The organism is Qipengyuania aquimaris (assembly GCF_020171965.1).
Taxonomy (GTDB): domain Bacteria; phylum Pseudomonadota; class Alphaproteobacteria; order Sphingomonadales; family Sphingomonadaceae; genus Qipengyuania; species Qipengyuania aquimaris_A.
This window is the reverse complement of sequence record NZ_JAIUZK010000001.1, coordinates 118492-142130: the sequence shown is the minus strand read 5'-3', so window position 1 is coordinate 142130 and position 23639 is coordinate 118492. Positions and strand designations below refer to the sequence as shown.

22 protein-coding genes and 1 tRNA gene are annotated in these 23639 nt (G+C 60.4%); 7 read left to right on the top strand and 16 right to left on the bottom strand.

The features are described 5' to 3' along the window. Nucleotides 1–30: 30 nt before the first annotated feature. The 5 genes from LCM24_RS00710 to LCM24_RS00690 are packed head-to-tail and all read right to left on the bottom strand — an operon-like array spanning nucleotide 31 to nucleotide 6903. Nucleotides 31–1383, bottom strand: a complete 1353-nt coding sequence (locus tag LCM24_RS00710) for a polysaccharide biosynthesis C-terminal domain-containing protein (protein WP_224802338.1) — start codon at nucleotides 1381–1383, stop codon at nucleotides 31–33. Between the two features lie 7 nt (nucleotides 1384–1390). Then, nucleotides 1391–2599 carry a hypothetical protein gene (locus LCM24_RS00705; protein ID WP_224802337.1) on the bottom strand — a complete coding sequence of 403 codons (1209 nt, stop codon included), beginning with the start codon at nucleotides 2597–2599 and terminating at the stop codon, nucleotides 1391–1393. Beyond that, nucleotides 2599–4857, bottom strand: a complete 2259-nt coding sequence (locus LCM24_RS00700) for a GumC family protein (protein WP_224802336.1) — start codon at nucleotides 4855–4857, stop codon at nucleotides 2599–2601. The genes LCM24_RS00705 and LCM24_RS00700 overlap by 1 nt, the downstream gene beginning before the upstream one ends. A gap of 9 nt (nucleotides 4858–4866) precedes the next feature. Next, a complete protein-coding gene (locus LCM24_RS00695) occupies nucleotides 4867–5580 on the bottom strand; it encodes a polysaccharide biosynthesis/export family protein (protein WP_224802335.1) in 714 nt (237 codons plus the stop codon). Between the two features lie 6 nt (nucleotides 5581–5586). After that, nucleotides 5587–6903: an O-antigen ligase family protein gene (locus LCM24_RS00690; RefSeq protein ID WP_224802334.1), complete on the bottom strand. Its 1317-nt coding sequence runs from the start codon at nucleotides 6901–6903 to the stop codon at nucleotides 5587–5589. A 487-nt stretch (nucleotides 6904–7390) separates the two neighbouring features. On the opposite strand from LCM24_RS00690, the gene LCM24_RS00685 reads away from it, so the two are divergent. Next, complete coding sequence (locus tag LCM24_RS00685; RefSeq protein WP_224802333.1) at nucleotides 7391–7654, top strand: hypothetical protein; 264 nt, start codon at nucleotides 7391–7393, stop codon at nucleotides 7652–7654. Nucleotides 7655–7783: 129 nt separating this feature from the next. Here the strand turns inward: LCM24_RS00685 and LCM24_RS00680 are convergent, their stop codons facing one another. From LCM24_RS00680 to cpdR, 4 genes are all read right to left on the bottom strand, one after another. After that, nucleotides 7784–8734 (bottom strand): GDP-L-fucose synthase family protein, encoded by a 951-nt coding sequence (locus LCM24_RS00680; RefSeq protein ID WP_224802332.1) that lies wholly within the window; start codon nucleotides 8732–8734, stop codon nucleotides 7784–7786. Next, the gene (gene gmd / locus LCM24_RS00675; protein ID WP_224802331.1) at nucleotides 8734–9792 is read right to left on the bottom strand and encodes a GDP-mannose 4,6-dehydratase; all 1059 of its coding nucleotides are present in this window, start codon (nucleotides 9790–9792) and stop codon (nucleotides 8734–8736) included. Before gmd ends, LCM24_RS00680 begins: the two co-directional genes overlap by 1 nt. A gap of 212 nt (nucleotides 9793–10004) precedes the next feature. Then, nucleotides 10005–10079 (bottom strand) — tRNA-Val (locus LCM24_RS00670). 85 nt (nucleotides 10080–10164) lie between these two features. Further along, nucleotides 10165–10557 (bottom strand): cell cycle two-component system response regulator CpdR, encoded by a 393-nt coding sequence (gene cpdR / locus LCM24_RS00665; RefSeq protein WP_224802330.1) that lies wholly within the window; start codon nucleotides 10555–10557, stop codon nucleotides 10165–10167. Nucleotides 10558–10669: 112 nt separating this feature from the next. On the opposite strand from cpdR, the gene LCM24_RS00660 reads away from it, so the two are divergent. Beyond that, on the top strand, nucleotides 10670–11602 hold the full coding sequence (locus LCM24_RS00660; RefSeq protein WP_224802329.1) for an N-formylglutamate amidohydrolase: 933 nt from the start codon (nucleotides 10670–10672) through the stop codon (nucleotides 11600–11602). An 11-nt stretch (nucleotides 11603–11613) separates the two neighbouring features. On the opposite strand, the gene LCM24_RS00655 is transcribed toward LCM24_RS00660, so the two are convergent. After that, complete coding sequence (locus tag LCM24_RS00655) at nucleotides 11614–12396, bottom strand: hypothetical protein (protein WP_224802328.1); 783 nt, start codon at nucleotides 12394–12396, stop codon at nucleotides 11614–11616. On the opposite strand from LCM24_RS00655, the gene LCM24_RS00650 reads away from it, so the two are divergent. Beyond that, nucleotides 12379–12588: a hypothetical protein gene (locus LCM24_RS00650; protein WP_224802327.1), complete on the top strand. Its 210-nt coding sequence runs from the start codon at nucleotides 12379–12381 to the stop codon at nucleotides 12586–12588. The genes LCM24_RS00655 and LCM24_RS00650 overlap by 18 nt on opposite strands. Before the next feature lie 25 nt (nucleotides 12589–12613). Here LCM24_RS00650 and LCM24_RS00645 read toward each other — a convergent pair whose 3' ends face one another. Together LCM24_RS00645 and LCM24_RS00640 are read right to left on the bottom strand one after the other, a co-directional pair. Continuing rightward, nucleotides 12614–13402, bottom strand: a complete 789-nt coding sequence (locus tag LCM24_RS00645) for a SapC family protein (protein WP_224802326.1) — start codon at nucleotides 13400–13402, stop codon at nucleotides 12614–12616. Between the two features lie 82 nt (nucleotides 13403–13484). Beyond that, nucleotides 13485–14936, bottom strand: coding sequence for an FAD-binding oxidoreductase (locus LCM24_RS00640; RefSeq protein ID WP_224802325.1), 1452 nt, complete (start codon nucleotides 14934–14936; stop codon nucleotides 13485–13487). Between the two features lie 150 nt (nucleotides 14937–15086). Between LCM24_RS00640 and LCM24_RS00635 the strand changes: the two genes are divergently transcribed. The 3 genes from LCM24_RS00635 (at nucleotide 15087) to LCM24_RS00625 (ending at nucleotide 18026) form a co-directional block, all read left to right on the top strand. Beyond that, a complete protein-coding gene (locus LCM24_RS00635; RefSeq protein ID WP_224802324.1) occupies nucleotides 15087–15674 on the top strand; it encodes a hypothetical protein in 588 nt (195 codons plus the stop codon). Between the two features lie 110 nt (nucleotides 15675–15784). After that, on the top strand, nucleotides 15785–17155 hold the full coding sequence (locus LCM24_RS00630) for a DEAD/DEAH box helicase (protein WP_224802323.1): 1371 nt from the start codon (nucleotides 15785–15787) through the stop codon (nucleotides 17153–17155). Nucleotides 17156–17198: 43 nt separating this feature from the next. Continuing rightward, complete coding sequence (locus LCM24_RS00625) at nucleotides 17199–18026, top strand: sterol desaturase family protein (protein WP_224802322.1); 828 nt, start codon at nucleotides 17199–17201, stop codon at nucleotides 18024–18026. On the opposite strand, the gene LCM24_RS00620 is transcribed toward LCM24_RS00625, so the two are convergent. Further along, on the bottom strand, nucleotides 18023–20335 hold the full coding sequence (locus tag LCM24_RS00620) for an ATP-dependent helicase (protein WP_412093784.1): 2313 nt from the start codon (nucleotides 20333–20335) through the stop codon (nucleotides 18023–18025). The genes LCM24_RS00625 and LCM24_RS00620 overlap by 4 nt on opposite strands. Before the next feature lie 115 nt (nucleotides 20336–20450). On the opposite strand from LCM24_RS00620, the gene LCM24_RS00615 reads away from it, so the two are divergent. After that, a complete protein-coding gene (locus LCM24_RS00615) occupies nucleotides 20451–21044 on the top strand; it encodes a hypothetical protein (RefSeq protein WP_224802321.1) in 594 nt (197 codons plus the stop codon). A gap of 91 nt (nucleotides 21045–21135) precedes the next feature. On the opposite strand, the gene rsmD is transcribed toward LCM24_RS00615, so the two are convergent. From rsmD to LCM24_RS00600, 3 genes are read right to left on the bottom strand one after another with little or no spacing between them, the layout of a single operon-like run. Continuing rightward, nucleotides 21136–21681, bottom strand: a complete 546-nt coding sequence (gene rsmD / locus LCM24_RS00610) for a 16S rRNA (guanine(966)-N(2))-methyltransferase RsmD (protein ID WP_224802320.1) — start codon at nucleotides 21679–21681, stop codon at nucleotides 21136–21138. After that, nucleotides 21678–22442 carry a pseudouridine synthase gene (locus tag LCM24_RS00605; protein ID WP_224802319.1) on the bottom strand — a complete coding sequence of 255 codons (765 nt, stop codon included), beginning with the start codon at nucleotides 22440–22442 and terminating at the stop codon, nucleotides 21678–21680. Before LCM24_RS00605 ends, rsmD begins: the two co-directional genes overlap by 4 nt. A gap of 19 nt (nucleotides 22443–22461) precedes the next feature. Beyond that, the gene (locus LCM24_RS00600) at nucleotides 22462–23625 is read right to left on the bottom strand and encodes an aromatic ring-hydroxylating oxygenase subunit alpha (protein WP_224802318.1); all 1164 of its coding nucleotides are present in this window, start codon (nucleotides 23623–23625) and stop codon (nucleotides 22462–22464) included. Nucleotides 23626–23639 lie beyond the last annotated feature (14 nt).

The following is a 23639-nucleotide window of genomic DNA, read 5'->3' as shown; positions in this document are numbered from 1 at the left end:
AACAGATCAGGCGTGGTCGCTTAGTCGCCATCAGTGCCGAAGCCTTTTCTCGACCATGTTGGCGACAGGAATCAGGGACGCGAAAAAACTCATGTCGATGCCAAGCTTGCGCTTTGCCTGGAACCAGATTTGGGCCGATTGAAAAGCGAGCGCGGAGGAAGTTGCAGCTGCCGCACCGATCCCGCCGAAGATCGGGATGAGGGTGAGATTCAAAGCAAGATTGACCAGAACAGACAGTGTGGTCAGGCGACTGACCACTTTCTCGTGGCCTGTCATCACCAGCGCGTTGGTTGCACTTCCGATCATCAGGAGAGAGACCTGGCCGACAGAGAGGATTGCGAGAATCCAGTACGCTTCCGCGAATTCAGGGCCGAAAACGAAATCAAGAATTTGCGAACCAAACAGGCCATAGGCTGCAGCCAGCGGCAACCCGACTGCCGCCGCGACAACGCAGCCGAGAGCCGCCCTGGTCCTGAAAGCCGTCATGTCCTGTTCGACCCAGGCTGCGGCCAATCGCTCGTTGAAAATGCCCCGCATCGCGAGCGCACCGATGGCAATGAAACCTGCGACAAGGAAGGCCACCCGGTAAAGCCCCACTTGCGTGGGCGGGGCGATGGCACCGAGGATCAGGATGTCCATCTGGGCCAGAACAGTCCATTGCCCGCTGATGAGCAGAAATGCCCTCGAAGTCTTGCGCCAATCACTCGTGTCTTCAGGAACTGATGCATCGGCGGCGACCGTTTCCGCGTGAATGCGCAGGATCTGGGCAATCACGACGAGCGAAGCAAGTACATGGGCCAGCAATTGCGCTAGCATGGCACTGAAAGGGTCGAGACCGCTGGTCCAGGCCCATATCGAAATGACCACGGCGATGAATGCCAGCGGACGCAGGTAATAGCCCGCGAACAGGCCCGCGGACGTATGGCCCGTGCCCAGAAGTGCGGACTCTCCAAGATTGATGATCGCTGCGAACGGTATGAGCGCAACAGCAATCAGAAATACCGGCCAGTCCAGTGAACTCCATGTCCCTTGCGTGAAATAGACCAGCGCAAGAAGCAGTGCGATTGAAACGAAGGTCGCGACAGCCGTGGTTTTGAGGGCCCAGATCCACAGGGATTTAAGCAAGGCAGGGTCACTTTGAGAGGTCGCTCTGGCTCCCTCTTTCATCAGCAGGGTGCTCGTGCCGAATTGGGCGGGAATGACCATCAGGGCGCTGATGGCCAGAGCCCATGAATAAATGCCGAGGTCCGCTGCACCTAGCGATCGGGCCAGGATCAGACCTGTGCCGACCTGCAGGATCACCCTTACGGCATTAGCGAAAAGGCTCGAAAATACTCGCCGAGCGAGGGGCAAGCTCGCCAATCGGTGCAACCATACGATCATGACTGACTTACCTGGCCTCGTCGGCCGGCTTCAGCACGAAATTGTCCAGCCAGAATTCGGTCTGCTGGCCGCTTGATATCGAGGAGATCGAAAGAATTTGGCCGATGCAATCTTCACCCGGTGGAGAAACGTCCAACTCACGCTTTGTCGAACTGGCGCTGGCGCTCACTTCGGCGACCATCTTGGCAGTGAGCCTGCGGCCATTCGTCGCGCATTCGATCGCCACGGAATAATCCGCTCCGGGCGTCGTTGCGAACTCTTCCCATTGCAAGATGTAACCGGCGTTATCGAGGACGATTGCGCGCCGCGCCGCAAGCTTTTCGCCCGGAGAATTGTCCGTGACATGCAACGCTGTGCCGTCCAGCTGGGCCGGTGCGGTTTCGATGGCCGCCTGGATGTCGCCATTCTGTTCGAGGTTCCAGCGGAGCAGGGTCGTCGCTTCGGTGTTGCTCCCGCGTTCCTCGAATCCGCCGGCGTCAGGGCCAAGGTTCGTGGCAGATTCCTCGCCGCAACCGAGGCTTTGCCAGAGATTGGCCGAGCTGGAAATATTGCCGCTTTCGATCAACTTCTGGCTGGCCCAGCCAATGGAGCGGCAATTAAGCCGCATACCGCGTGCCCGCCCTTCGGCAAGCATACCTACACGCCTTTCCAGAGCACGGCCGGTCATTCCTCCTGCATCGATGATGTAATCGCTCAGCCAAGGCGGCGATGACGCCAGGCGAGAGGGAAAGGCGGTAAAGTCCACATCAAAGGTCTCGGCTTGTCGCACGAGGTCCGACATTCGATCGTAGGGCGTACCGAGCCTGAGGATGGCATCGATCCGCTGCGCCAGAACAAGCGCATCGCGGGTCTGGATGGCCTGCTCGAGTATGTAGCCCTGGGTTGCAAGGTCGCGCCAGCCAAGGGCACCGGCCGCGCGAAAGCTTTGCTGCGCTCCTTCGGCCTCGCCATTGTCGAAATGGATTGCCCCGAGAATCGACAGGGGCCCCTGATCCATCGGGCTTCGTGCAATTGCGCGCCGTGCCGTGGACTTCGCCTGCTCGATGTCGCCATTTTCGGCTTGGCTTACCGCTGCGACCTGCAGCCGCTTGGAACCGATCGCATATTCTTCCGGGAGAACCGAAATGCCGAATGCAGCCGCGCGTTCGTCGAAGCTCGCGACGGCGGCGCAGCTTGCTAGCACCAAGAAACCTATCAGGATGGCGCGCTTTATCATCACAGGCCGAGCTTTTGCCTCAGGCCACCCTTGCTCGACGGGGCTTCCGTTTCATAGTTGTAGTAATCCTGCTGGTAATAATACCCATAGCTTGATCCCAGGCGCCGGGAATCGATCTTCGTCAGGATACCGCCAATCAAATTCACATTGGCTTGGCGCAGGCGGCGCAGGGCCGACTTTGTACGACCACGCGAGCCGCGGTTGGATTCGACTACGAACAATACGCCGTCGGCGATCTGGCCGAGGATGAGCGCATCTGCGAGACCGAGGACCGGCGGCCCGTCGATCAGTACGAGGTCGAATTCCTCGCGCAGGGAATCAATCACTTCTCGGATACGCGTACCGCCGAGCAAGTCGGTCGGATTGGGCGGAGTGGGGCCGGCCGGGAGCAGCGAGACGTTCTCGTGCGCCGTCTTTACCACGAATTCATGCGGGGGCCGTTCGGAGACGAGGAGGTCGGTAAGGCCCTGGTCGTTGTCGACATCGAGCAGCTTGTGGATCGATGGACGACGGATATCGGCGCCAACGATAACCACCGACTTGCCTAGGCGGCCGAAAGCCTTTGCCAGCGCATAGCTGCAGGTCGTCTTGCCTTCTCCGGCTTCGGAACTGGTGACCGAAAGACAATCCGGAAGGCCATGGCTCGTGGAGTACAGCAGCGCCGTCCGGATTGAACTGAAAGCTTCCGCTACGTGGGACTTGGCGTCTTCCAGCGCTTCTTCGATCGTTTCATCGCCATCGTAGACAGGCACGGCGCCAATCGGCGAGAGACCAAGCTTGAATTCCAGGTCCTCGGTGACGCGGATCGTGTCGTCGAGCTGCTCGCGCATCAGAACAAGTCCGCCCGCAAGGATGATGCCGCCGACCAGTGAAAGGGCAAGGTTGATCAGGAGGTTCGGTGACGATGGGAAAACAGGGGGCGTGGCGTCGTCGACCATGGACACATTGTTGGTCGCGATGCCGGCTGCCGCGCTGATATCCTTGTAGCGCTGGAGCAGGCCTTCGTAGAGGACCCGGTTGGTCTCCGTCTCACGGGCAAGAATACCGTATTGGACGCCGAGATCCTGTTCGCGCTCGTTGACGTTGCGGAACTGATCGACCTGGTTCTGAATCTCGTTCTCGCGCCGCTGAGCCGACTGGTACTGCAGGAAGATCGAACGCTTGATCTGCGAGGCAAGGGCATCAACCTGCTGGTCGAGTTCGGCGACCTGTTCCCGAAGCATCACGACATTCGGATGCTCATCGAGGTGGCGGCTCTGTTCCTGGCGCAAGGCCGCCTGCGCAGCAGCGCGCTCCTTGACCAGGTCCTGCACGGCGGGGTTTGCGAGGACTTCGGGAATGCTGAGAGGAGCGACGTTGCGGACAGCCTGCCAGCGTGCCTCAGCTTCGGCGCGGTCGGTTGCAGCGTCCACCAGGGCGCTGTTCGTCAGCACGAGGCTTGATGAATTCAACGACTGGCTGCGTCCCGCGTCTGCGCCTTGGTCGCCGGGCGTGTCGGTAATTATGAGCCCGGCCGAGCGTGCGTAGCCATTGAGTGCCTCCTCGCTTGCCTCCAAGCGGGTCTTTGCCTCTGACAGCTGATCCGACAGGAATTCGCGCGCATATTCCGAGCTGTTGTATTTCCGCTGCAAATTATAGGCGATGTAATTCTCGGCGTATGCATTCGCCAGGCGAGCAGACAGTTCGCTGGAGGGACTTTCGAACGAGATGCTGACGACACGCGAATTGCGAGGGAGCGCGATCGAAAGGTTGTCCTTGATCAGCTTGATCGTCGCTTCGGTAAGCGACTTGTTATAATCCATCGCCGTCGTTTGTTCCGGCAACTCGGTGTTCATTTCCGAGAAGAATTCCTCATTGCCGATCAGGTTCAGCGAGCGGGCTACACGAAGAGCCATGGTGCGGCTGTTGAGGACATCAATCTGTGTCTGCAGGAAACGGTCCGCATCCTGGATCGCAACATCGGGCTGGACCGATTCGCTTTCACCGAGCACGCGGTCCGCCGACTGATCGATCTGGAGCTGCGCTGTGGCGACATATTTCGGCGTCATCAGCAGCGAGACGGCCAGGCCGAGAAGTAGGGCGACGACGATCGCGCCGACGATCATCAGCAGGTTACGCCTGACCATGAAAAGCAGGTCGCGCAGGTCGATATTCAGCGCGGCTTCGCTCTCTTCGGATGGATAGTCGCGAGTGGTTGCGACGTTCAGGTTATCCGACCCGTATCCAGCGGGAAGCGTAGTTGTATTTTCGTAGCTCACCGTTCGATCCTAGTTACGCGCGAGGACAGCGAAGACGTTGAAGAATGGGGCAGCCTGCAGAATGTCGCGGAAGCCACCCTTGAGCGAATCGAAGCCGACCACAACGACGTCACCGCCGAGGATTTGCGGATCAGGGTCGAGCCCGACGCGGATGCGCCGCAGGTCGAACCGTGCCCCCATCCTCTGGCCATCGACAGTACGGAAGACGACGATCTCATCGAGTTCGGCGACCTGGGTCGGACTTTTTGCCCGCGCCAGGGCCCCGATAAGCGTTGTCGGACCGGAAATCTCGTAGACGCCGGGGCTTTCCACCTGTCCCTCGACAGTTACTTGTTGCGAGCGCGCGAGGACGACTGACACGGCGACCTGGGGATCCCGCAGGAATCGCGCCCCGAGCCGCTTTTCGAGTTCTTCGGAGAGCTCGCTAGCGGTCATGCCGGCTGCAGGCACGTCCCCGATCAGAGGGAACTGCAGGCTACCACCGGCGTCTACCGTTACCTCGTCGAAACTGAGGTCGGGTTCCTGGAACACACGGATATTCAGGACATCCAGCGGGCCGACGCGATAGTCGACGACGCTCTCGGACGTTTCTACCGCCGGGAATTGTTCGTACGCTGCGGCGCCCTTGGGCAAGGGCGACGGCGTCGATGCGCAAGCCCCGAGCAGCGTCAGCGTACCTAGGGCCAGTGCAGTGCGCACAGCGGTTTTCGAATAGTGCATCATTAATCTCTACTCAGAAGCCTTCGAACGCGGAACCACACGGGTTCCATCGTCGCGCGAGTTTGACAACAGGGATATAGCGAAGGCTGCGACCATCGACAGGGTTATCGAGCGCAACGGATAGTCGACGATCGAATGCAATGCAATAATTGCAAGCAGTCCCAATGCCAAGAAACCGGCCATTTTTTGATCATGATCGCGACTGAAGAGCAGCGATTTCAGCCGGACCGCTGCGATCAGGGCAAAACCAACAAGAAGAGCTGCAGCGAGCCAACCGGCTTCGAGGAAGAATTCCATGTAATCATTGTGGACTCGGTTGGGGTAGGGCGGGTCGAGGCTGTCGAGGTTCTCGGCCCACTTCATCATGATATCTCCGGTGCCCATGCCGGACCCCCAGGGCAAAACCTGGCCAATCGCGTAGCGGGCGTCTTCCCACAGCGAATAGCGCCCCTCCTGCACCAAGCCGAAGCGCGCAATCGTGCGTTCTATCATGGGTATCTGGGACGCCAGCAGCATGACTGCGATAGCGCCCAGGGCAAGGATGCCGGACGCTACCAGGATCTGTCGACGCGAAAGTGCGGTATAGTTGAGAAGAAGGAACAGGCCTGCAGGAACGAGGAGCAGGACCGTGCCAGTTCTCGATCCCGTCAGGATCGTCGCCAGTGCCAGCAGGATGCCGAATGCAGCGAATGGTAGTGCTATCTTGGCATGACGTCGGCGTGCCTTCACATGCGAATAACCCACGGCGAGGATGCATAGGCCGATCAGGTAGAAGTCGGCAGAGGAGTTCCGGTTGGCAAGCAAGCCGGACGCATAGCCGAAATGCGTGTCGTAGATGTGACCGATCGAACCTCCACTCGCGACTTGAACGGCCGCGACCAATGCCGAACAAAGAACCGCCAGGAGGACGATCGCGCCGAACGCAAGCCGGTCGCGCAGGGTCTGCGTTCTCAGCATCCACCAGAGAATGAGCGGCGGCAGGATCGACAGGAGGGCTGCGACGGTTCTTCCCTGGTCGATGGTGAGCGGGCGCATCGAGCCTGAGGCGTCGGCGACCGCCAGCGATCCGGAAATCGTCGCCTCCACGTCCCGCATGTCGAGCAGGAACTGCGGCAGGGGGATAAGGTGGAGTATCGGCAGAGAGACGAAGATCGCTGCAACGGCAGTCATCAGAGGGTCCGACGCTACCTTTTCCTCGCGAACAAGGATTACCCAGATCGCCGCTATCGCGAGCGAAAGTAATATTGCTATCGTTTCAGAAACGAATGCCGGTCGACCTCCTCCGCCAAGTAACAGAGTCATGAATAGGAATGCGCCGATCAGCACGGGCGCGAGGTCCGAGCGGCCTCCCGTGCGCGCTTCAGGCTTCTCACTCAGCAAAGAACGCTCTCCGTCCATGGTCCTCCACGCGGATATTTACGGTTAGAAATCAAGGGTTAATGCCGAAGGTTGTCGGGCCCCCGAAGCCACCACGACTGCGGTACTATCCGAGGGATTTATGTAACCGGTCTGCAATCTATTCCCGGTAAGGTCAAGGGTATCGGGAGGCCTGTCGGGCCGCCATGCTTACATCTTTGAAAGTTCTGTGAATTTGGCCAAAATGCAACAGTCTGTGGGGGTGTTTACTTTTTTTATATGCTCTTCTTGCACTTATCGGTGATAGTTCGATAAACAGGTCCAGCGACAGTTCAGCGTGGTCATCTACCGCCCGCACTTGCCTATGGCACGTTCTGTCGCTGACTCGGTGGACTTAGGATTGGTCGAGTGGTAGGGCGGCACGAATCTGTTTGAATACTGATCAGGAGAATACTCAATGAAGAAGATCGCAATGACTGCTGCGGCCATCTCGCTGGCAATGGCAGGCTCGGCTAACGCAGCTGAGCCCGTTCGCGCCGCGAACTCGATGCCCGTCGCAGCCAAGGCTGTCGCAGCTGCTCCGGTTGCTCGCACCTCGGAAGCTTCGAAGAAGAAGTCGGAAATGGGCGGCGCAAGCGTGATCGTTGCTGTTGTCGCAGCTGCTGCTGTGATCGCTGGCATCGTTATCGCTGCTGACGACGACGGCGACAGCGACGGCTAAGCCGTTTGCTTCCGGATCCGTCCGGAACAAGAATTAAGGCCATCGCTCGAAAGAGCGGTGGCCTTTTTTGTTGCCAGGGTCCGGGGTCCTTTCGACATCTCGCGTAGTTGCAGGCTTTTCCGGCTTGCCTCAGGCGGGCCTGTCGAATTCTATCCGCGCATCTCGGTAGGTCGCCGCAAGACCTTCGGCCAAGCCGATGCTCGGTTTCCAACCCATTGCGCGTATCTTTGCGGAGTCCAGCAGCTTGCGCGGAGTCCCGTCAGGCTGGGACGGATCGAAACGCACTTCGCCCTCAAAATCGACGATCTTGGCAATGAGCTTGGCGAGTTCCGCTATGGATTTCTCTTCGCCTGACCCGATGTTGATCGGTTCTTCCGCAGAGTAGGATTTCAACAAGTGAATGCAGGCATCGGCCAGGTCATCGACGTGCAGAAACTCCCTTAGGGGCGTCCCTGAGCCAAGTACGACGAACTGGTCCTGCCCGGTCGATTTGGCTTCGTGTGCCTTGGAGAGCAGAGCCGGGATGACGTGGCCCTTTGAACGATCGTAGTTGTCGCCGGGGCCGTAAAGATTGGTCGGCATGGCGCTGATGAAGTCACAACCGTACTCGCGCCGGTAAGCCTGGCAGAGCTTTACGCCGGCAATTTTTGCGAGCGCATACCATTCATTGGTCGGCTCCAGCGCGCCCGTAAGGAGGCTGTCTTCGCTGATCGGTTGTGCGGCAAGGCGCGGGTAGATGCAGGACGAGCCCAGAAACAGCAGCTTTTCGGTCCCGGCCTTGCGCGCTGCTTCGATCGTATTCGCCGCGATCATCAGATTGTCGTAGATGAACTGCGCCGGATGGGCCGTGTTCGCGAGAATGCCGCCGACCCTGGCTGCAGCAATGATTGCAGCGTCGGGGCGATGCTCCAGGAACCAGTCTTCCACAGCTTGCTGCTCTCGCAGGTCGAGAGACCGATCGGCCGTTACTGGTTCGCATGGCTCGACGGAGAGCCGGCGCAAGAGTGCAGAGCCAACCATACCCAGATGACCGGCGACATAGATTCGCTTTCCATCGAGACTGAAGGTTCCGGTACTCATCAGGTCTCTGCAGCCGGTCCTGCCCTCATCAACTTGAGATCTGCTGCCACCATCTCTCGTGCAAGCTCTCGCGCCTCGATGCTCGCTTCCCAGCCAAGAGCCCGCTTGGCTTTGCTGGCATCGCCCTTGAGAGCTTCAACCTCGGTCGGACGGAAATAGCGCTCGTCGATCTCGACCAGTACCCGGCCATCGGACTTGGCGATCGCTTTCTCGTCCAAGCCTTCCCCGACGAATGCGATTGGTATGCCGGCGTCCTCGAATGCCCAGCGGACAAATTCGCGTACTTCTGTAGTCCTGCCGGTTGCCAGGACGTAGTCGTCCGGTTCGTCCTGCTGCAGCATGAGCCACATCGCTTCGACGAATTCGCGGGCGTGGCCCCAGTCCCGCCGCGCATTCAGGTTTCCGAGAAACAGCTTTTCCTGTTTTCCCAAAGCTATGGCAGCCGCTGCGCGGGTGATTTTCCGGGTCACGAAAGTTTCGCCGCGCAAGGGGCTTTCGTGATTGAAGGCGATCGCGTTGGAGGCGTGGATTCCGTATGCTTCGCGATAGTTCACCGTTATCCAGTACGCGTAGAGCTTGGCCACAGCATACGGGCTACGAGGCCTGAACGGGGTGTCTTCATTTTGCGGGCAGTGAGGTGCATCGCCATAGAGTTCGCTGGTCGATGCCTGGAAGAACCTGCTTTTCTGTTCCAGCCCAAGAATCCGGATCGCTTCCAGCAAGCGCAAGGCGCCGGTCGCGTCCGCATTCGCGGTGTATTCCGGAGTTTCGAAACTGACACGAACGTGGCTCTGCGCGGCCAGATTATAGATTTCGTCCGGCTGGACTTCCTGCATCAACCGGATGAGGTTTGTCGCGTCCGTCATATCTCCATAGTGGAGGAACAGGCTGCGATCGGGGGAATGAGGGTCCTCGTAGATGTCCTCGATACGCGAAGTGTTGAACGAGGATGATCTGCGCTTCACCCCGTGGACTTCATATCCCTTCGAGAGGAGAAGCCGTGCCAGATAGGCGCCGTCCTGACCGGTGATGCCGGTTATGAGAGCCCGTTTGGTCAAGACCCGATACCTCTGGTTTGCGACACCGACAGGAACCGTCCGGGATATTTCCCGGCACATCGCATTCATGGAAACCTATCGCTCTGAAGGCAACCTCCGCCGCCCAAAGAGCGCGGGATTTCCAGATGTTTCTACAGGTCTTCGGGATGGACCGATCCGCAGGCGGCGCAGGCGCCGTTATGGTTGGAATGTGCGGGTGTCGGGAGGTTCGATGGTGGGCGTACCAAGGTTCGAACTTGGGACCCCTACGATGTCAACATAGTGCTCTACCACTGAGCTATACGCCCACGCTATCGAACGTGCCGGTTTAGTCGGCAGGCGCGCCCATTAGCGGGGCAGCACTTGCCGCGCAAGGGGCAAAACGGTCCCGCTTTATAAAAGTTGTGCGCTGACCTGGCTGCCCAGAACGCGTTCCACTTCAAGAACCAGATCGCGCAGGTGGAACGGTTTCGAAAGCACCTTGGCATTCGGCTGTTCGGCACTGGCCTTGAGCGTTACCGCGGCAAAGCCGGTGATGAACATGACTTTGGTGCCGGGGCTGATCTCGTTGCACTTCTGGGCCAGCTCGATGCCGTCCATTTCAGGCATTACGATGTCCGAAAGGAGGAGGTCGTATTCCTTGCTTTCCAGCAGTGGCACTGCAGCCGTGCCCCGGTCCACCGAATCGACGACATACCCGGCGTTGTCGAGCGCACGTTCGAGATAGCTGCGCATGGCATCGTCGTCTTCTGCAAGCAGGATTCGCTGGTGGTTCGGCTCACTCATGCTGATCTTCCTAACCGAAACCGCTTAACAAATCTTGATAGGATTTGATCAGTGTCCCTCTTTGGCGCAATCGATTTTGACTTGCCTAATCCGGTGCGCCATCACTGACGCCATGACTTCACGAAAAGACCAGGGAGGCGGGGGCGCTCCTCTCCAAGATATCGGCAATGGTACCCCTTTCGAGCTTACCCTTGAGGCGTCACAGTCGATACCGATCCTCATTGCCGCCCCCCATGGCGGAAGAAGTTACTCCGAAGCGGTCGAGCAATCCTTTCGCGATCCGGCGTGCAAGACCCGTCTGGAAGACCGCTATGTCGACCTCCTTGCGGCGGAAGTCGCGCGCGCAAGCGGCGCAGCACTCCTGGTCGCCAAGGCTCCCCGTGCGGAGATCGACCTGAACCGCGCACCGGACGATGTGGACTGGGGCATGATTTCGGGCGAAGGCGAGGGCAGGACTTCCCATTCACTGGCAAATCGCCGCGCGCGCAGCGGTCTTGGGCTGGTTCCTCGCCGCCTTCCCGGGCTCGGCGAAATATGGCGGGGGCCGATAGAGAGAACGGAGCTGGATCGCCGCATCGAGACGATCCATCATCCCTATCATAGCGCGCTTGGCAGGGCGCTGGAGACGCTGCGCGATCGCTGGGGGGCGGTGTTGCTGGTGGACCTGCATTCCATGCCGCCGCTCAACCCGAAAGCCTTCGGCGGCGCGCGGCCCGAATTCGTCATCGGGGACAGGTTCGGGACGAGTTGCAGCGGAACTCTTTCGGCCGGCGCGCTGAGCTACCTTTCACTCAATGGACGGCTTGCGACGCATAACCGACCGTACTCGGGCGGCTATGTCCTCGACAGGCATGGAATGCCGAAACGAGGCCTCCATGCGATTCAGATCGAGGTGTGCCGTTCCCTCTACCTAGACCGCCACCTCGACCAGCCGAGCGCGCGATTGGGCGGCGTCGGCCGCCTCCTTGGTGGTTTGGTGAAGATGCTGGGAAGCGAAGTCGCGAATTTGGGATCGGGCGGTCAGTTTGCAGAGGCTGCCGAGTAGCGCGAGTAGCCTCAACCCTCTTCTTTAAGCATCGCGACGAAATGTATCCGCCAATCGGCCTTGCCGTCTGTGGCGACAGCTTCGATCAGTGGCAGTTCGGCCTCGATCAGGTCTACCCTTTCGTCCCACCCGTCGTGAGTTCGCTTGCGAAGAATGCCGCCGCCATGTCTGGGGCCCCATTCGCGCATGAACTCGACGGCCGCCTGAGGGTCGTACCCCGCGTTGTAGAGCAGCCAGGGCATTAACCGGTCGGCATCACGTTCGCTATTGCGCACCCGGCCACCACGACGACCGTATTTCTCGAAGTGATCGAGATGTCCGAGGAGGTTGTGCGCCATCTCATGGGCGAGTGCGGCAGCGAATTGCGGGGTCGGATACGCAAATGCGGGAAAGGAATCCCCGACCAGCACGCGCTCCCCGTCGGCAGCCGCCTTCGAGTTGCCGCTTTGCAGTTCAAACCGCGAAGCGCACAATTCGACCGGTTCGAGCTCGAATGATGTTGTCAGGCCTTGGTCGTCCGCGCGAGCAATGCGCACAAGACCTTCCGGGCCCGGTTCTGCCAGCATTCTGTTGATGCGGGCTGCCCGCTCCCAGCTCTTTTCGCCGGAGTTCGCAAGAGCCTCGACATCAATCCCCATGACCGAGGCGAGTGTATCATTCTGCCGGATCCCGACATCGTAGGCCGGCGAACCTTCAGCCACCGACTGTATCGCTACGTCACCGCGAAGCGAGAAATGGGCGCGGACCACGTCCGGTCGCCGGTAGGAAGCGGCATCGTGGATCAGGATCCCCACACCGTGGGTGCGGCGCTGGCAGAAAGGCGCATTCGCCAGGGCCAGACGGTAACCGGTCTGGAAGAGACGGTCTTCCTGTTGCTGGAAAACGTCGAGTGGGGACTTGGAAGGGGGCTGTTTCGTCTCTGCGAGGATCGAAACAGGCAAGCTCGCCGCCAAGGCGAGGGCAATGGCGTGACCGAGCGCGCATAAGCGGCCCGGCCACGCCGGATGTCGATTAGACGTTTGCAGCACCGTTCTCTGCAATCGCTTCAGGTTTCCAGCCCTGCTGGACCTGCCGCGAGAATACGACACGCATGTTGTCGAGCGAGAACAGATGAGCGTGGATCAGCATCATCAGACCGTTCTTGTTGAATTCCTCGACCTTGGCAGCCGGAAGTTCACGGACCTTGTCCTGATCGACCATCTTGAAGCCGCGATAGAGGAAAGGCTTGTCGTTGCCGTCAGCCTGGATCGAGACTTCACCGTCCATCAGCAGGTCGTTTTCGATAAGCTGGGCGATGAATGCCTGCGTACGCTGGGCAGCGCCTTCGAAGTTCTGGCAGAAATCGAGGATCTGCTTGGTCGCTTCGGCCGCTTCACCATTTTCGAAGAGCGGACGACCCTCGTCGAATTCGCCGACAGCATCGCTGGTCGGGTCGAAGCAGAGCGAAAGCTGGTCGCTATCGCGCTGCAGCTTGGCGAGCATGAAGGGATAGCGGCGGATGTAAGCCGGGATGTAGACCGGGTCGGTGACCTTGCCGTTCTCGTCGACGAAGGTGTTCACGCCTTCGTTGAGGCCCATGAGCGCCAGCGGCAGCGGGGCTTCGCCGGTCGAGAAAACGATCGGGAAATTGCGCTGGGCCTGGACGAATTCTTCCACGGTCAGCGGGATCGCGTGGGCTTTCGACAGCCAGGGGGCCGAGTCCAGCGAACGCGACTTGTAGTTCGCGTGATCCTTGCTGTTCAGCGGCATGAGATCGTTAAAGAAAAGGGGCAGTTGAGGCTGCTGCGGCGCGCTCGCCATGAAATTTCTCCGAAGTCGTTATGATATGATTGGGATGAGACGCGGATCCATGGTGAACCCGCATGCGCCCTCGATTGGGGCTTTAGGCGTTCAAATCGCCTTTCGCAAGCGGGACCAACTTGCCCGGATTGAGCAATCCCCGGGGGTCTAATGCGTCCTTGATCGCCCTCATCACCGACAGCGAAACCGGATCGCCGAGCCGGCCCAATTCGTCCCGCTTCATCTGGCCGATCCCGTGCTCTGCACTGATCGACCCATCCCATTGGGTTACAAGGTCATGGACGAAGGCGCTTATCTCCTTGCCTTGTCCTTCTGCCCATTCTCCCCTGACCGCCTGCGGAGGGGCAAGAACGTGGAAGTGGACATTCCCGTCACCCAGATGCCCGAAGGCGACGGCCCGTGTGCCCGGAAACCGCTCCTCGATGAGCGGGGACGCATGCTCCACGAATTGCGCCATCGTCGCCACGGGGACCGAGATGTCGTGCTGCATCGCCGGTCCGATCGCGCGCTCGGCTGGCGAGATCGAATCGCGGATCAGCCAGAATGCCTCCGCTTGCGTCTCATTCGCGGCAATGACCGCGTCTTCGAGGAGGCCCTGTCCCATGGCGGAGGAGAGCATGTCCTCGGCAAGCGGCTGGAGGGCGCCGACTTGTCCCGCTTCAGCGACGAGTTCGATCAAGGCATGCCATGCGTGATGCCCCGCCAGGGGATTGCGCGCATCGGGCAGGTGATCGAGGACAGCCTCCAGGCAATGCGATGGGATAACCTCGAACCCTTCGAGTTCTTCCGCCGCCATATCCTCGCAATGGAGCAATAGCTGGCGCGCTTGTGAAAGGGATTCCAGCCCGGCCCAGATGACGCATCGCCCCCCGATTTCAGGCAGCAACCGCAAGGTGGCGGCAGTCACGATCCCGAGCGTTCCCTCCGATCCGATCAGCACCTGTTTCAGATCGAAACCGCGATTGTCCTTTTTCAGCGGGGTAAGAGTGTCGAGGACCTGGCCGTCCGCCATTACGGCTTCGAGGCCGAGGACCTGGGCCCGCATCGTCCCATGGCGGAGGACCTGCGTCCCGCCGGCATTGGTCGAGATTAGGCCGCCAATGGTCGCCGATCCCTTCCCGCCAAGGGTCAGCGGGAAACGTAGGCGGTGTCGTGCTGCCTCATCATGGAGTGTCTGCAGCACTACGCCAGCTTCGCACGTAACTTGCTTTGCTTGCGCATCGATATGCCTGATTGCATTCATGCGCCTTAGCGAGAGGATGATCGAGTTCCCCGCTTCGTCCGGCGTAGCGCCCCCCGACATGCCGCTATTGCCGCCTTGTGGCACGATCGGCACTCCGTGCTCGGCGCACAGGGCCACCAGCTGGGCGACTTCGCGCGTATCGGCGGGCGATGCGAGGCCCGATGCTTTGCCGGTATAACGGCCGCGCCAATCGGTGAGCCAAGGTGTTACGAGATCGGAATCCTGTGTGAACCCGCGTGGACCAAGGAGCTCCGCGGCCTGCTCAACGAAAGATCGGGATGTCTCTGTCATTGATGCGCTCATGCCACACTGGATAGGCAAGTCACTACCTATTGCCATTGGTGACGATGTAATTAAGCCGTTATTCAAACGTCGGGGGGCAGGGCGTCCGGAACGCGCCGTAGCTCCCGCCGCGCGGACACGAGGATATTGATCGCCCCGATGCCCAGCTTGTTTTCCCTGACTGCGCCCTTGGCGTTGTTGCTCGCACCCGGTGCGGCGCAGGACGATGTCGGCGCAAAGGGAACGTGCGAAGCGCCTACATGGCAGCAAGCGCGCGACGGGACTGGCCGGGCTTCACCGCTGCCCCTGTCTGCACGCACCGACGCGTGGAATTCCATCTTCGATGCACCCAAGCCCGCCCAGGCCAACCAGGTCAGGATCGAGGGCAGGGTGATCCTGCGCATCTCGCCGGCCCGCGGCCCTGCTCGACAGAGCTTAATGGCCGAAAATGTCGAGCCGCAGCGCAGGCAACTTGTCGAACGGCCGTTCGGCAAATGTATCGATGCCAAGCGGATCGGCGGTGTGGCGGATCAGGGAAGCAGGCTGTTGCTGTTCCTTCGGGACCGCAGGACCCTGTCGGCGCAACTCGAGAAGGGCTGCAGCCCGCTCGAATTCTACCAGGGCTTCTACATGGAGCCATCCGATGACGGCCAGCTATGCGTTAACCGCGATCGCCTGATGAGTCGGTCCGGAGCCAAGTGCAAGGTTGCAAGCTTGCATCAGATGGTGCTGGAAACGGTCGAATAACCGCGCTTTTCCTTGACTGTTCAGGGTAAAACGTCAAAGGGCGCAATCGAAAGAAGCTGCATCTTGCGGCGCTTTCCTCTTTCCGCATCTCTGGGGCATCCGACACTCGCATGAATTTCGCCGATCTCGGCCTTTCACCTGACTTGCTCAAAGCCGTCTCCGACGCCGGCTATACCGAGCCGACGCCGATCCAGGCCCAGGCCATCCCGCCCGTCCTGATGATGAAGGATATCATCGGTATCGCGCAGACCGGAACCGGCAAGACGGCGAGCTTCGTCCTGCCCATGATCGATGTCATGGCCAGTGGTCGCCGCCGTGCCCTGATGCCTCGCTCGCTGATCCTCGCGCCGACACGCGAACTGGCAGCGCAGGTGGCCGAGAATTTCGAGAAATACGGCAAGAACCATGACCTCAAGCTCGCGCTGCTGATCGGCGGCGTGCAGATGGGCGACCAGGTCAAGGCCCTGAACGAGGGCGTCGACGTGCTGATTGCCACGCCGGGCCGCCTCATGGACCTGTTCGAGCGTGGGAAGATCCTGCTCAACGGCTGCGAACTGCTGGTCATCGACGAAGCCGACCGGATGCTCGACATGGGGTTCATCCCCGACATCGAATTCATCTGCGACAAGCTGCCCGAAAGCCGCCAGACGATGCTGTTCTCGGCGACGATGCCGCCGCCGATAGAAAAGCTCGCGAAGAAATTCCTCAAAAATCCCAAGCGTATCGAAGTCAGCCGTGCGGCGACGACGAACAAGGACATCACCGCCTTCAAGATCCCGGTGCAGCAGCGCCAGAAGCGCGAGACCCTGCGCTGGCTGCTTCGCCACGACCAGGTCGAAACGGCGATCATCTTCGCCAACCGCAAGACCACCGTGCGCGAGCTCAACAAGAGCTTGCAGAGCCATGGTTTTGCCAGCGGCGAAATTCACGGCGACATGGACCAGTCGAGCCGGATCAAGGAGCTGGATCGCTTCAAATCCGGCGATATCAACATCCTAGTGGCCAGTGACGTCGCAGCCCGCGGGCTCGACATCAAGGGCGTCAGCCACGTCTTCAACTTCGACACCCCCTGGCATCCGGACGATTACGTCCACCGTATCGGCCGCACCGGCCGCGCCGGAGCCAAGGGCCGCGCCTTTACCTTCGTGGCAGGCGACGATGCCGAGGCGATCGCCAATGTGGAGAAGCTGACCAAGTCGGAAATCCCGGTCTTCGGCAAGAAAGACGTCCGCGTAGAGCTGGTCGAACCGGCTGCGAAACCGGAAGCGAAGTCCAAGCGGGACGATTCCGGCGAGAAGCCAGAGTCCAAGAAGCGCGCCGAGAAACCGAAAGCCAAGTCGGACAAGCAGGACAAGAAGGCCGATCGGTCTGAAAAACCTGCCAAATCCAGAGCGCCGAAGGCAAAGCCTGAAACTGCCGCAGACGATGCCGGCGATTGGAACGGCCCGGTCCCGGGTTTCCTCGACGTTTCGGCAAGTTGACTTAACGTCTCTCTAACTACAATCTTGTAGTGATGGGGACGTGATGGAAATCTTCGAAGAACACTTCCGGTATACGGTCAGCCTGCTCTTTTTGGCGGGGCTGTTCTTCGGCTCGCTCGCGCTGATCATGAAGCGTGGCGCTATCTTCGCCGCTATGAACCGTGGGCGCAAGGAATTCACCACCAACCTTGCGTTGACCTTCATAAATCTGGTCATCCTCGCGCCGTTTCTCGCTCTTCCCTCCGGGGCGGTGCGCGATTTCATCGGCATGTCAGAAAACTTCGCGGGCTTCTGGGACAGCATACCCGGCTGGCTGACTGTAGTGATCGCCTTTCTGGTGTTCGATTTCGTGATCTACTGGCGCCACAGGTTCGAACATTCGCCGCTCTTGTGGCGCATCCATGCCACCCACCATGCCGATACCGCCCTGTCGTGGCTGTCGGTGCAAAGGAAACATCCTTTCAGTAAGCTGCTGAGCGTGTGCGTCGACCTCAGCCTGTTGCTGCTTATGGGTATCCCTGAATGGGCGATCGGGACTGCGGGCCTTGGAATTACCTTCTGGGGGTTCCTGGTGCACTGCGACGTGAACTGGACATTCGGTCCGCTGCGCCACTGGCTTATCTCGCCTGCTGCGCACCGGCTGCATCATATCCGCGACGAACGCCTGATGGGCACGAACTTTGGCAATACGCTGACCGCCTGGGACCGGATGTTCGGCACGTTTTGCGATCCGACGCCTTATGTCGGTTGTGAAACCGGTATCGAGGAAGGAACACGCGGCATTGCAGGCGAACTCGCGCGCCCGTTCGAGAAGCGGTACTGGCGTCGCAAGCCTGTGGCGGTCGAAGACGATAGCGAAGCTGTCGCCTAGTCGGAGACCGGCTTGACGAAGCTGTCGAGCACCCGCTTTTCGCCGGACGTTTCGAATTCGATGGTCAGCTTGTTGCCTTCCTGATCCATCACATATCCATAGCCGAACTTGTCGTGGAATACGCGGGCTCCGACCGCAATGTCGGTGCGTGGCTTCGCGGCGAAGCTCGCGGCACTCTTGCCCGGCTCGGCGAGCCGCTTGGGCGTGGTGTCGTAGCCCGAAGCAAGCGCGCGCTGCCAACCGGGACCGCGCGCTGAAGATCGCCCGGGACGGTTACTGGAGACATGGGCGAACGGATCCTCGTTCTCAGTCCAGTTCGCACGCCAGAGCGAAGCACCGCCGCTCATCGTCGTTTCGCTCTCGACGTAGTCGTCGGGCAATTCCTCGATGAAGCGGCTCGGTATCGAACTAGTCCACTGCCCGTAAATGCGGCGGTTGGCCGCGTGGTAGATGGTGCAACGCCGTTTCGCGCGGGTGATCGCCACGTAGGCGAGACGGCGTTCTTCCTCGAGACTGGCGAGACCGCCCTCGTCGATTGCGCGCTGGCTCGGGAAGACACCTTCCTCCCACCCGGGCAGGAAGACGTGGTCGAACTCGAGACCCTTCGCCGCGTGCATGGTCATGATGGTGATCTTCTCGCCGTCATTGGCACGGTCGTTGTCCATCACGAGCCCGACGTGCTCCAGGAAGTCCCCGAGTGTCTCGTAGTCCTCCATAGCTCGGGCAAGCTCGGTCAGGTTCTCCAACCGCCCGGCGCTTTCGGCACTACGATCCTTCTGCAGCATCTCCTCATAGCCGCTTTCCGCCACGACAATGCGCAGGAGTTCGGATGGGGTGAGCTTTTCGGATTGTTCGCGCCAGTGCACGAACTGCGAGAGCAATCCGACCAGCGTATTGCGCGCGCGGGCAGGAAGCTCGTCCGTTTCGGCGAGGTCCAGCGATGCAGCGGCCAAGGGCGCCTGTGTCCGGCGCGCATGGCGCTGCATCACCTCCAGCGTCTTTGCGCCAAGTCCGCGCTTCGGCTGGTTATAGATGCGTTCGAATGCAAGATCGTCTGCAGGCTGGGAAATGACCCTCAGATAGGCGAGCATATCGCGGATTTCGGCGCGTTCGTAGAAGCGGAAGCCGCCGACGATCCGGTAGTTCAGCCCGATCTGGATGAAGCGATCTTCGAACTCGCGCGTCTGGTATTGGGCGCGCACGAGGATGGCGATTTCGTCGAGCGGGGCGCCTTCGGATTCGAGGCGTTCGATCGCTTCGCCGACACGGCGCGCCTCTTCCGGGCCATCCCATACGCCGACGACGCGGACTTTTTCTCCGGCAGGCAGTTCGGTCCAGAGGGTCTTGCCGAGCCGTTCGCTATTGGCGTTGATGAGACCCGAAGCCGCAGCAAGGATTTGCGGGGTCGACCGGTAGTTCTGCTCCAGCTTTACAACCGCAGCGCCCGGAAAGTCCTTTTCGAATTTCAGGATGTTGGCGACCTCTGCCCCGCGCCAGGAATAGATCGACTGATCGTCATCCCCGACGACGCAGATGTTCTTGCGCTCCTGCGCCAGCAGGCGCAGCCACAGATACTGGACCTGGTTGGTGTCCTGGTATTCGTCCACGAGGATATATTTGAAGCGCTTCTGGTATTGCGCGAGCACATCGTGATGCTGGCGGAATATGTTCAGCATATGCAGCAGAAGATCGCCGAAATCGCACGCGTTGAGCGCCTTCAGACGGTCCTGGTACAATTTGTAAAATTGCGTCCCGCGCCCGTTTGCATAGGCCTCGTTCTCGACCGCATCGAGATCACCCGGATTGAGACCGCGGTTTTTCCAGCGATCGATGAGCGCGGCGAGCTGACGGGCAGGCCAGCGTTTCTCATCAAGCTCCTGATCGCGGATCAACTGCTTCAACAGGCGAAGTTGGTCGTCGGTGTCGAGAATGGTGTAGTTCGACTTCAATCCGACCAGTTCGGCATGGCGGCGCAGCATTTTCGCACCGATGGAGTGGAATGTTCCGAGCCAAGGCATCCCTTCGACCGCGTCACCGATATGACGACCGACCCGCTCGCGCATTTCGCGCGCTGCCTTGTTGGTGAAGGTGACGCACAGGATTTCCGACGGCCAGGCTCTGCGTGTGGCAATCAGGTGAGCCAGCCGGGCAGTGAGCGTGGCAGTCTTTCCCGTGCCCGCACCCGCAAGCATCAGCACCGGTCCTTCGGTGGTCAGGACGGCCTGGCGCTGCGGCTCGTTTAACATCACGGCATAGGCCGGAATGTCGCGGTTTTCCGTCAAATCTTGCGGGGAAGGGGGCGTAGTCATCTGCCAGAACAGCTAGGGAACGCGGGGCTTCAGCACAAGGGGGCTGATGACTGTTTCGGAACCTTGCGCACGGGCTTTGCGTAGTGTCGGCAATGAAGACAAAAGGAGAAGCCCCTTGAAAAGGTTGATTTTTGCCAGCGCCGCAGCGCTCGCTTTTACCGCCACGCCCGCGATGGCCGATCATCACATGGAAGGTGAAACCAAGACCTACGTCCTGACGACCGATCAGCAGTCGACCTACGATAGCTGGCCGGGCGACCGCCGCAGCATCTATGATGCATGGCCGGCAGGCGCGCAGGAATATTACTGGACCCTCGAACCGGAACAGGAAGCCGGTTGGTGGGTGCTCAATGACCAGCAGCGCGTGCGCATCTATGAAATGAACACGGAACAGCGCGCACAGGCCTGGACTGCAATCGCAGCACAGATGCAAAATGCGAACGCCACGTCGACCGCAGCGCGAACCGCATCGAGCTCGGCAACCACGGGTCCGCGTTTCGTGCGCAGCGAAGTGGTACAGACGACGCCTGCCGATGCCGGTCCGCCGGACGGTGAACTGCCGATCTGCTCCAGCGATGCCCAGGACAACTGCATCAACGCTTGGGAAGCAGGCAAGCGCGGCCCGGGTGTGAACCGTCCGCTCGAATACTGGCCCGGACGTCCGGCCAGCGAGATCGACGAACCGCTTCCGGCCACGCGTGACGACTAAGTTACGATAATTTCGTCCCTGCCGTTTTAACCGGCGGAGACGCTTGGAGGGGGCAAGGTTGCCATGGTGACCTTGCCCCTTTCCTATGCGTTCAATCGGCGAGGCGCAGGATCGTAAGCTTGGCCTTGCCGACCACGCGCTCCGCCTCGATCGTAAGCCCGCGCAGCTTTATCTCTTCGCGCTTGTGCGTTTCGAGAGCGATCCACGTGGCAGGGCCGATCCAGCCCAGCCTCAGCATCCGGTCGAGCGCGACCTGTCCCGCACCAGTGTCGTACGGCGGATCGAGCAGGATGAGGTCATGGGTCGCCTTGGCAGGGCCAAGGCTCATCACCGAACCCGCCTGCACGGTTGAACGACTGCGGGCATCGAGAGCCGCGATGTTCGCCTTGATCGCCTTTACCGCATCCGGGTCCTGTTCGACGAATAGGCAGTGTTCTGCGCCGCGCGACAGGGCTTCTATGCCGAGCGCGCCGGATCCTGCGAAAAGATCGAGGACGGAGAGACCTTCGAAGCCTCCCAGCCGGCTATTCAGCATATTGAACAGCGTTTCGCGGGTCCGGTCGGCGGTCGGGCGCGTTTCTTCGCCCTTCGGTGCGACCAGTTTGCGGCCACGCCAATCCCCGGCAATGATCCTCACTTGATGTCTCGCAGCAATTGCTTGCGGAATTGCTCGACCGCCTCGCGATTGATCTCGGCTGCCTGGCCGCGCGGGAGATCGGCCAGCTCGAACGGACCGTAGGAAATGCGCATCAGGCGGTTCACCTGCAGGCCGAGGTGCTCGAGCACACGGCGCACTTCGCGGTTCTTACCTTCGGTCAGCGTCATCTGGATCCAGCGGTTCATGCCGCTGCCCCGTTCGAGATCGGCCTCGATGCGCCCGTAGCGAATGCCGTCGATCTCGACGCCTTCGATCAGGTCGTCGAGCATGGCCTGCGTGACATCCCCGAATGCGCGCGCACGGTAGCTGCGCGGCACACCGGAAGAGGGCAGTTCCATCGCCCGTTTGAGCTCGCCGTCATTGGTGAGCAGCAGCAGGCCTTCTGTATTGAAGTCCAGCCTGCCCACAGGCATCACCCGTCCGGCCGATTTCGGCAGTGCATTGCGCAGCGCTGCATAGATTGTAGGCCTGCCCGCGGGATCGCGTTCCGCCGTGATGAGGCCCGAAGGCTTGTGGAAGGCGAACAGGCGGGTGGCTTCGGCCTTGCCGACCGGCTTGCCATCGACACTGACACCTTTCAGCGAGGTCAGTTTAACTGCTGGCGTGTCGAGCACCTTCCCTTCGAGCGAGACACGGCCGTCCGCGATCATGCGTTCGACCTCGCGACGGCTGGCGACACCAGCCCGTGCGAGTAGCTTGGCGATACGGTCGCCTTCTTCCGGAAGTCGATTGTCGGACATAACCCGCGCGGTTAGGCGCTCAGTTGGCGGCGCGCAAGGCTTCCTCGACCGTCTCGTGATAGCGGCGTATCCCGCCCTCCATCGTGCCAAGTGTCAGTTCGGGGACCGCACCGGTCTCCAGCCCCTGCTGGCCGAGCTCCGCAGCGCGGAAATCCTCGCTCGCGAAAACGCCTCCGTCCAGCAATGCCCAGCTACGCTCCCAGTGATCGCGCGCCTTGTCGGTGCTCGGATGTTCGGGGATCAGCATGAAGTCCTCGACGAGCGTGCGGTTATGCGCCTGCGGCATCATCACCATCACGTTGATATAGTCCGGACTGGGGATGACTAGGGCTCCCGGCAGCAGTTGGTATGCGAAGGTGACGACGCGCCGCATCTGGTCCATGTCTTCCAGGTCTACGCCTTCCATCTCTTCCAACCTGCCGACGGCGCTGCGAGCGAAGGGACCGATCATATCGCCGCTGGTGACCCCGTCCTTGAAGAAGGGGCCGATGGTCTGCGCATGGAGACGCGTGACGTGGTAGCTCTCGAGGAAAGCATCCATGATGAGCTTCCAGTTGCCGGCCACATCGTGGGTCTTGCGGCGGAAGAGCACGTGTTCACCCATGCCGAGCGCGTCGAAATCCTCGCCGATCTTGTCGGCATGACCGAAATCGGCGGTCGCTTCCTGCGGGCTGAACCAGATAAGACCGCCGGTCTCTTTCGATGGAAGTTCGACCAGTCCCATCTCGCCCTTGTCGAGCTCGGGGAAAGAATCGGGTCGCGGTAGCGCGAGGAGGCGTCCGTCCACCGAGTAGGTCCATGCGTGATAGGGGCAGACGAGCTTCTTAGTGCACGCCACGTCAGCGCCCTCTACCAGCCTGGTCCCACGATGGCGGCAGACGTTGATAAAGACATGGGCCTTCCCGTCGGCATCGCGGGTGATGAGCAGGGGACTGCCGGTCGCGTCATGGGGGAGGGCCATTCCGGGGTCGGGCAGGACCGCGCTGGGGCACAGGATCTGCGGGAGGCGGTCGTAAATCGCCGCCTTCTCGCGCTGCCAGTGGTCGGGATCGGTATAGACGCTTGCCGGCACGCTCGATTGGCGCAGGTTTTCCTGCTTGCGATTCTCGGCGATATCGCGCGCCAGTCGCAGCATTCCGTCGGTTGGTCGCCGACCTGTAGCCAGTGTATTCGGAACACCCATCGGACCTGTTCCTT

Bases quoted from the DNA above. Each gene is read 5' to 3' on its own strand.
- LCM24_RS00710 (WP_224802338.1), bottom strand. From the start codon at position 1,383: ATGATCGTATGGTTGCACCGATTGGCGAGCTTGCCCCTCGCTCGGCGA.
- LCM24_RS00705 (WP_224802337.1), bottom strand. From the start codon at position 2,599: ATGATAAAGCGCGCCATCCTGATAGGTTTCTTGGTGCTAGCAAGCTGC.
- LCM24_RS00695 (WP_224802335.1), bottom strand. From the start codon at position 5,580: ATGATGCACTATTCGAAAACCGCTGTGCGCACTGCACTGGCCCTAGGT.
- LCM24_RS00685 (WP_224802333.1), top strand. From the start codon at position 7,391: ATGAAGAAGATCGCAATGACTGCTGCGGCCATCTCGCTGGCAATGGCA.
- LCM24_RS00680 (WP_224802332.1), bottom strand. From the start codon at position 8,734: ATGAGTACCGGAACCTTCAGTCTCGATGGAAAGCGAATCTATGTCGCC.
- cpdR (WP_224802330.1), bottom strand. From the start codon at position 10,557: ATGAGTGAGCCGAACCACCAGCGAATCCTGCTTGCAGAAGACGACGAT.
- LCM24_RS00660 (WP_224802329.1), top strand. From the start codon at position 10,670: ATGACTTCACGAAAAGACCAGGGAGGCGGGGGCGCTCCTCTCCAAGAT.
- LCM24_RS00645 (WP_224802326.1), bottom strand. From the start codon at position 13,402: ATGGCGAGCGCGCCGCAGCAGCCTCAACTGCCCCTTTTCTTTAACGAT.
- LCM24_RS00640 (WP_224802325.1), bottom strand. From the start codon at position 14,936: ATGACAGAGACATCCCGATCTTTCGTTGAGCAGGCCGCGGAGCTCCTT.
- LCM24_RS00635 (WP_224802324.1), top strand. From the start codon at position 15,087: ATGCCCAGCTTGTTTTCCCTGACTGCGCCCTTGGCGTTGTTGCTCGCA.
- LCM24_RS00630 (WP_224802323.1), top strand. From the start codon at position 15,785: ATGAATTTCGCCGATCTCGGCCTTTCACCTGACTTGCTCAAAGCCGTC.
- LCM24_RS00625 (WP_224802322.1), top strand. From the start codon at position 17,199: ATGGAAATCTTCGAAGAACACTTCCGGTATACGGTCAGCCTGCTCTTT.
- LCM24_RS00620 (WP_412093784.1), bottom strand. From the start codon at position 20,335: ATGACTACGCCCCCTTCCCCGCAAGATTTGACGGAAAACCGCGACATT.
- LCM24_RS00605 (WP_224802319.1), bottom strand. From the start codon at position 22,442: ATGTCCGACAATCGACTTCCGGAAGAAGGCGACCGTATCGCCAAGCTA.
- LCM24_RS00600 (WP_224802318.1), bottom strand. From the start codon at position 23,625: ATGGGTGTTCCGAATACACTGGCTACAGGTCGGCGACCAACCGACGGA.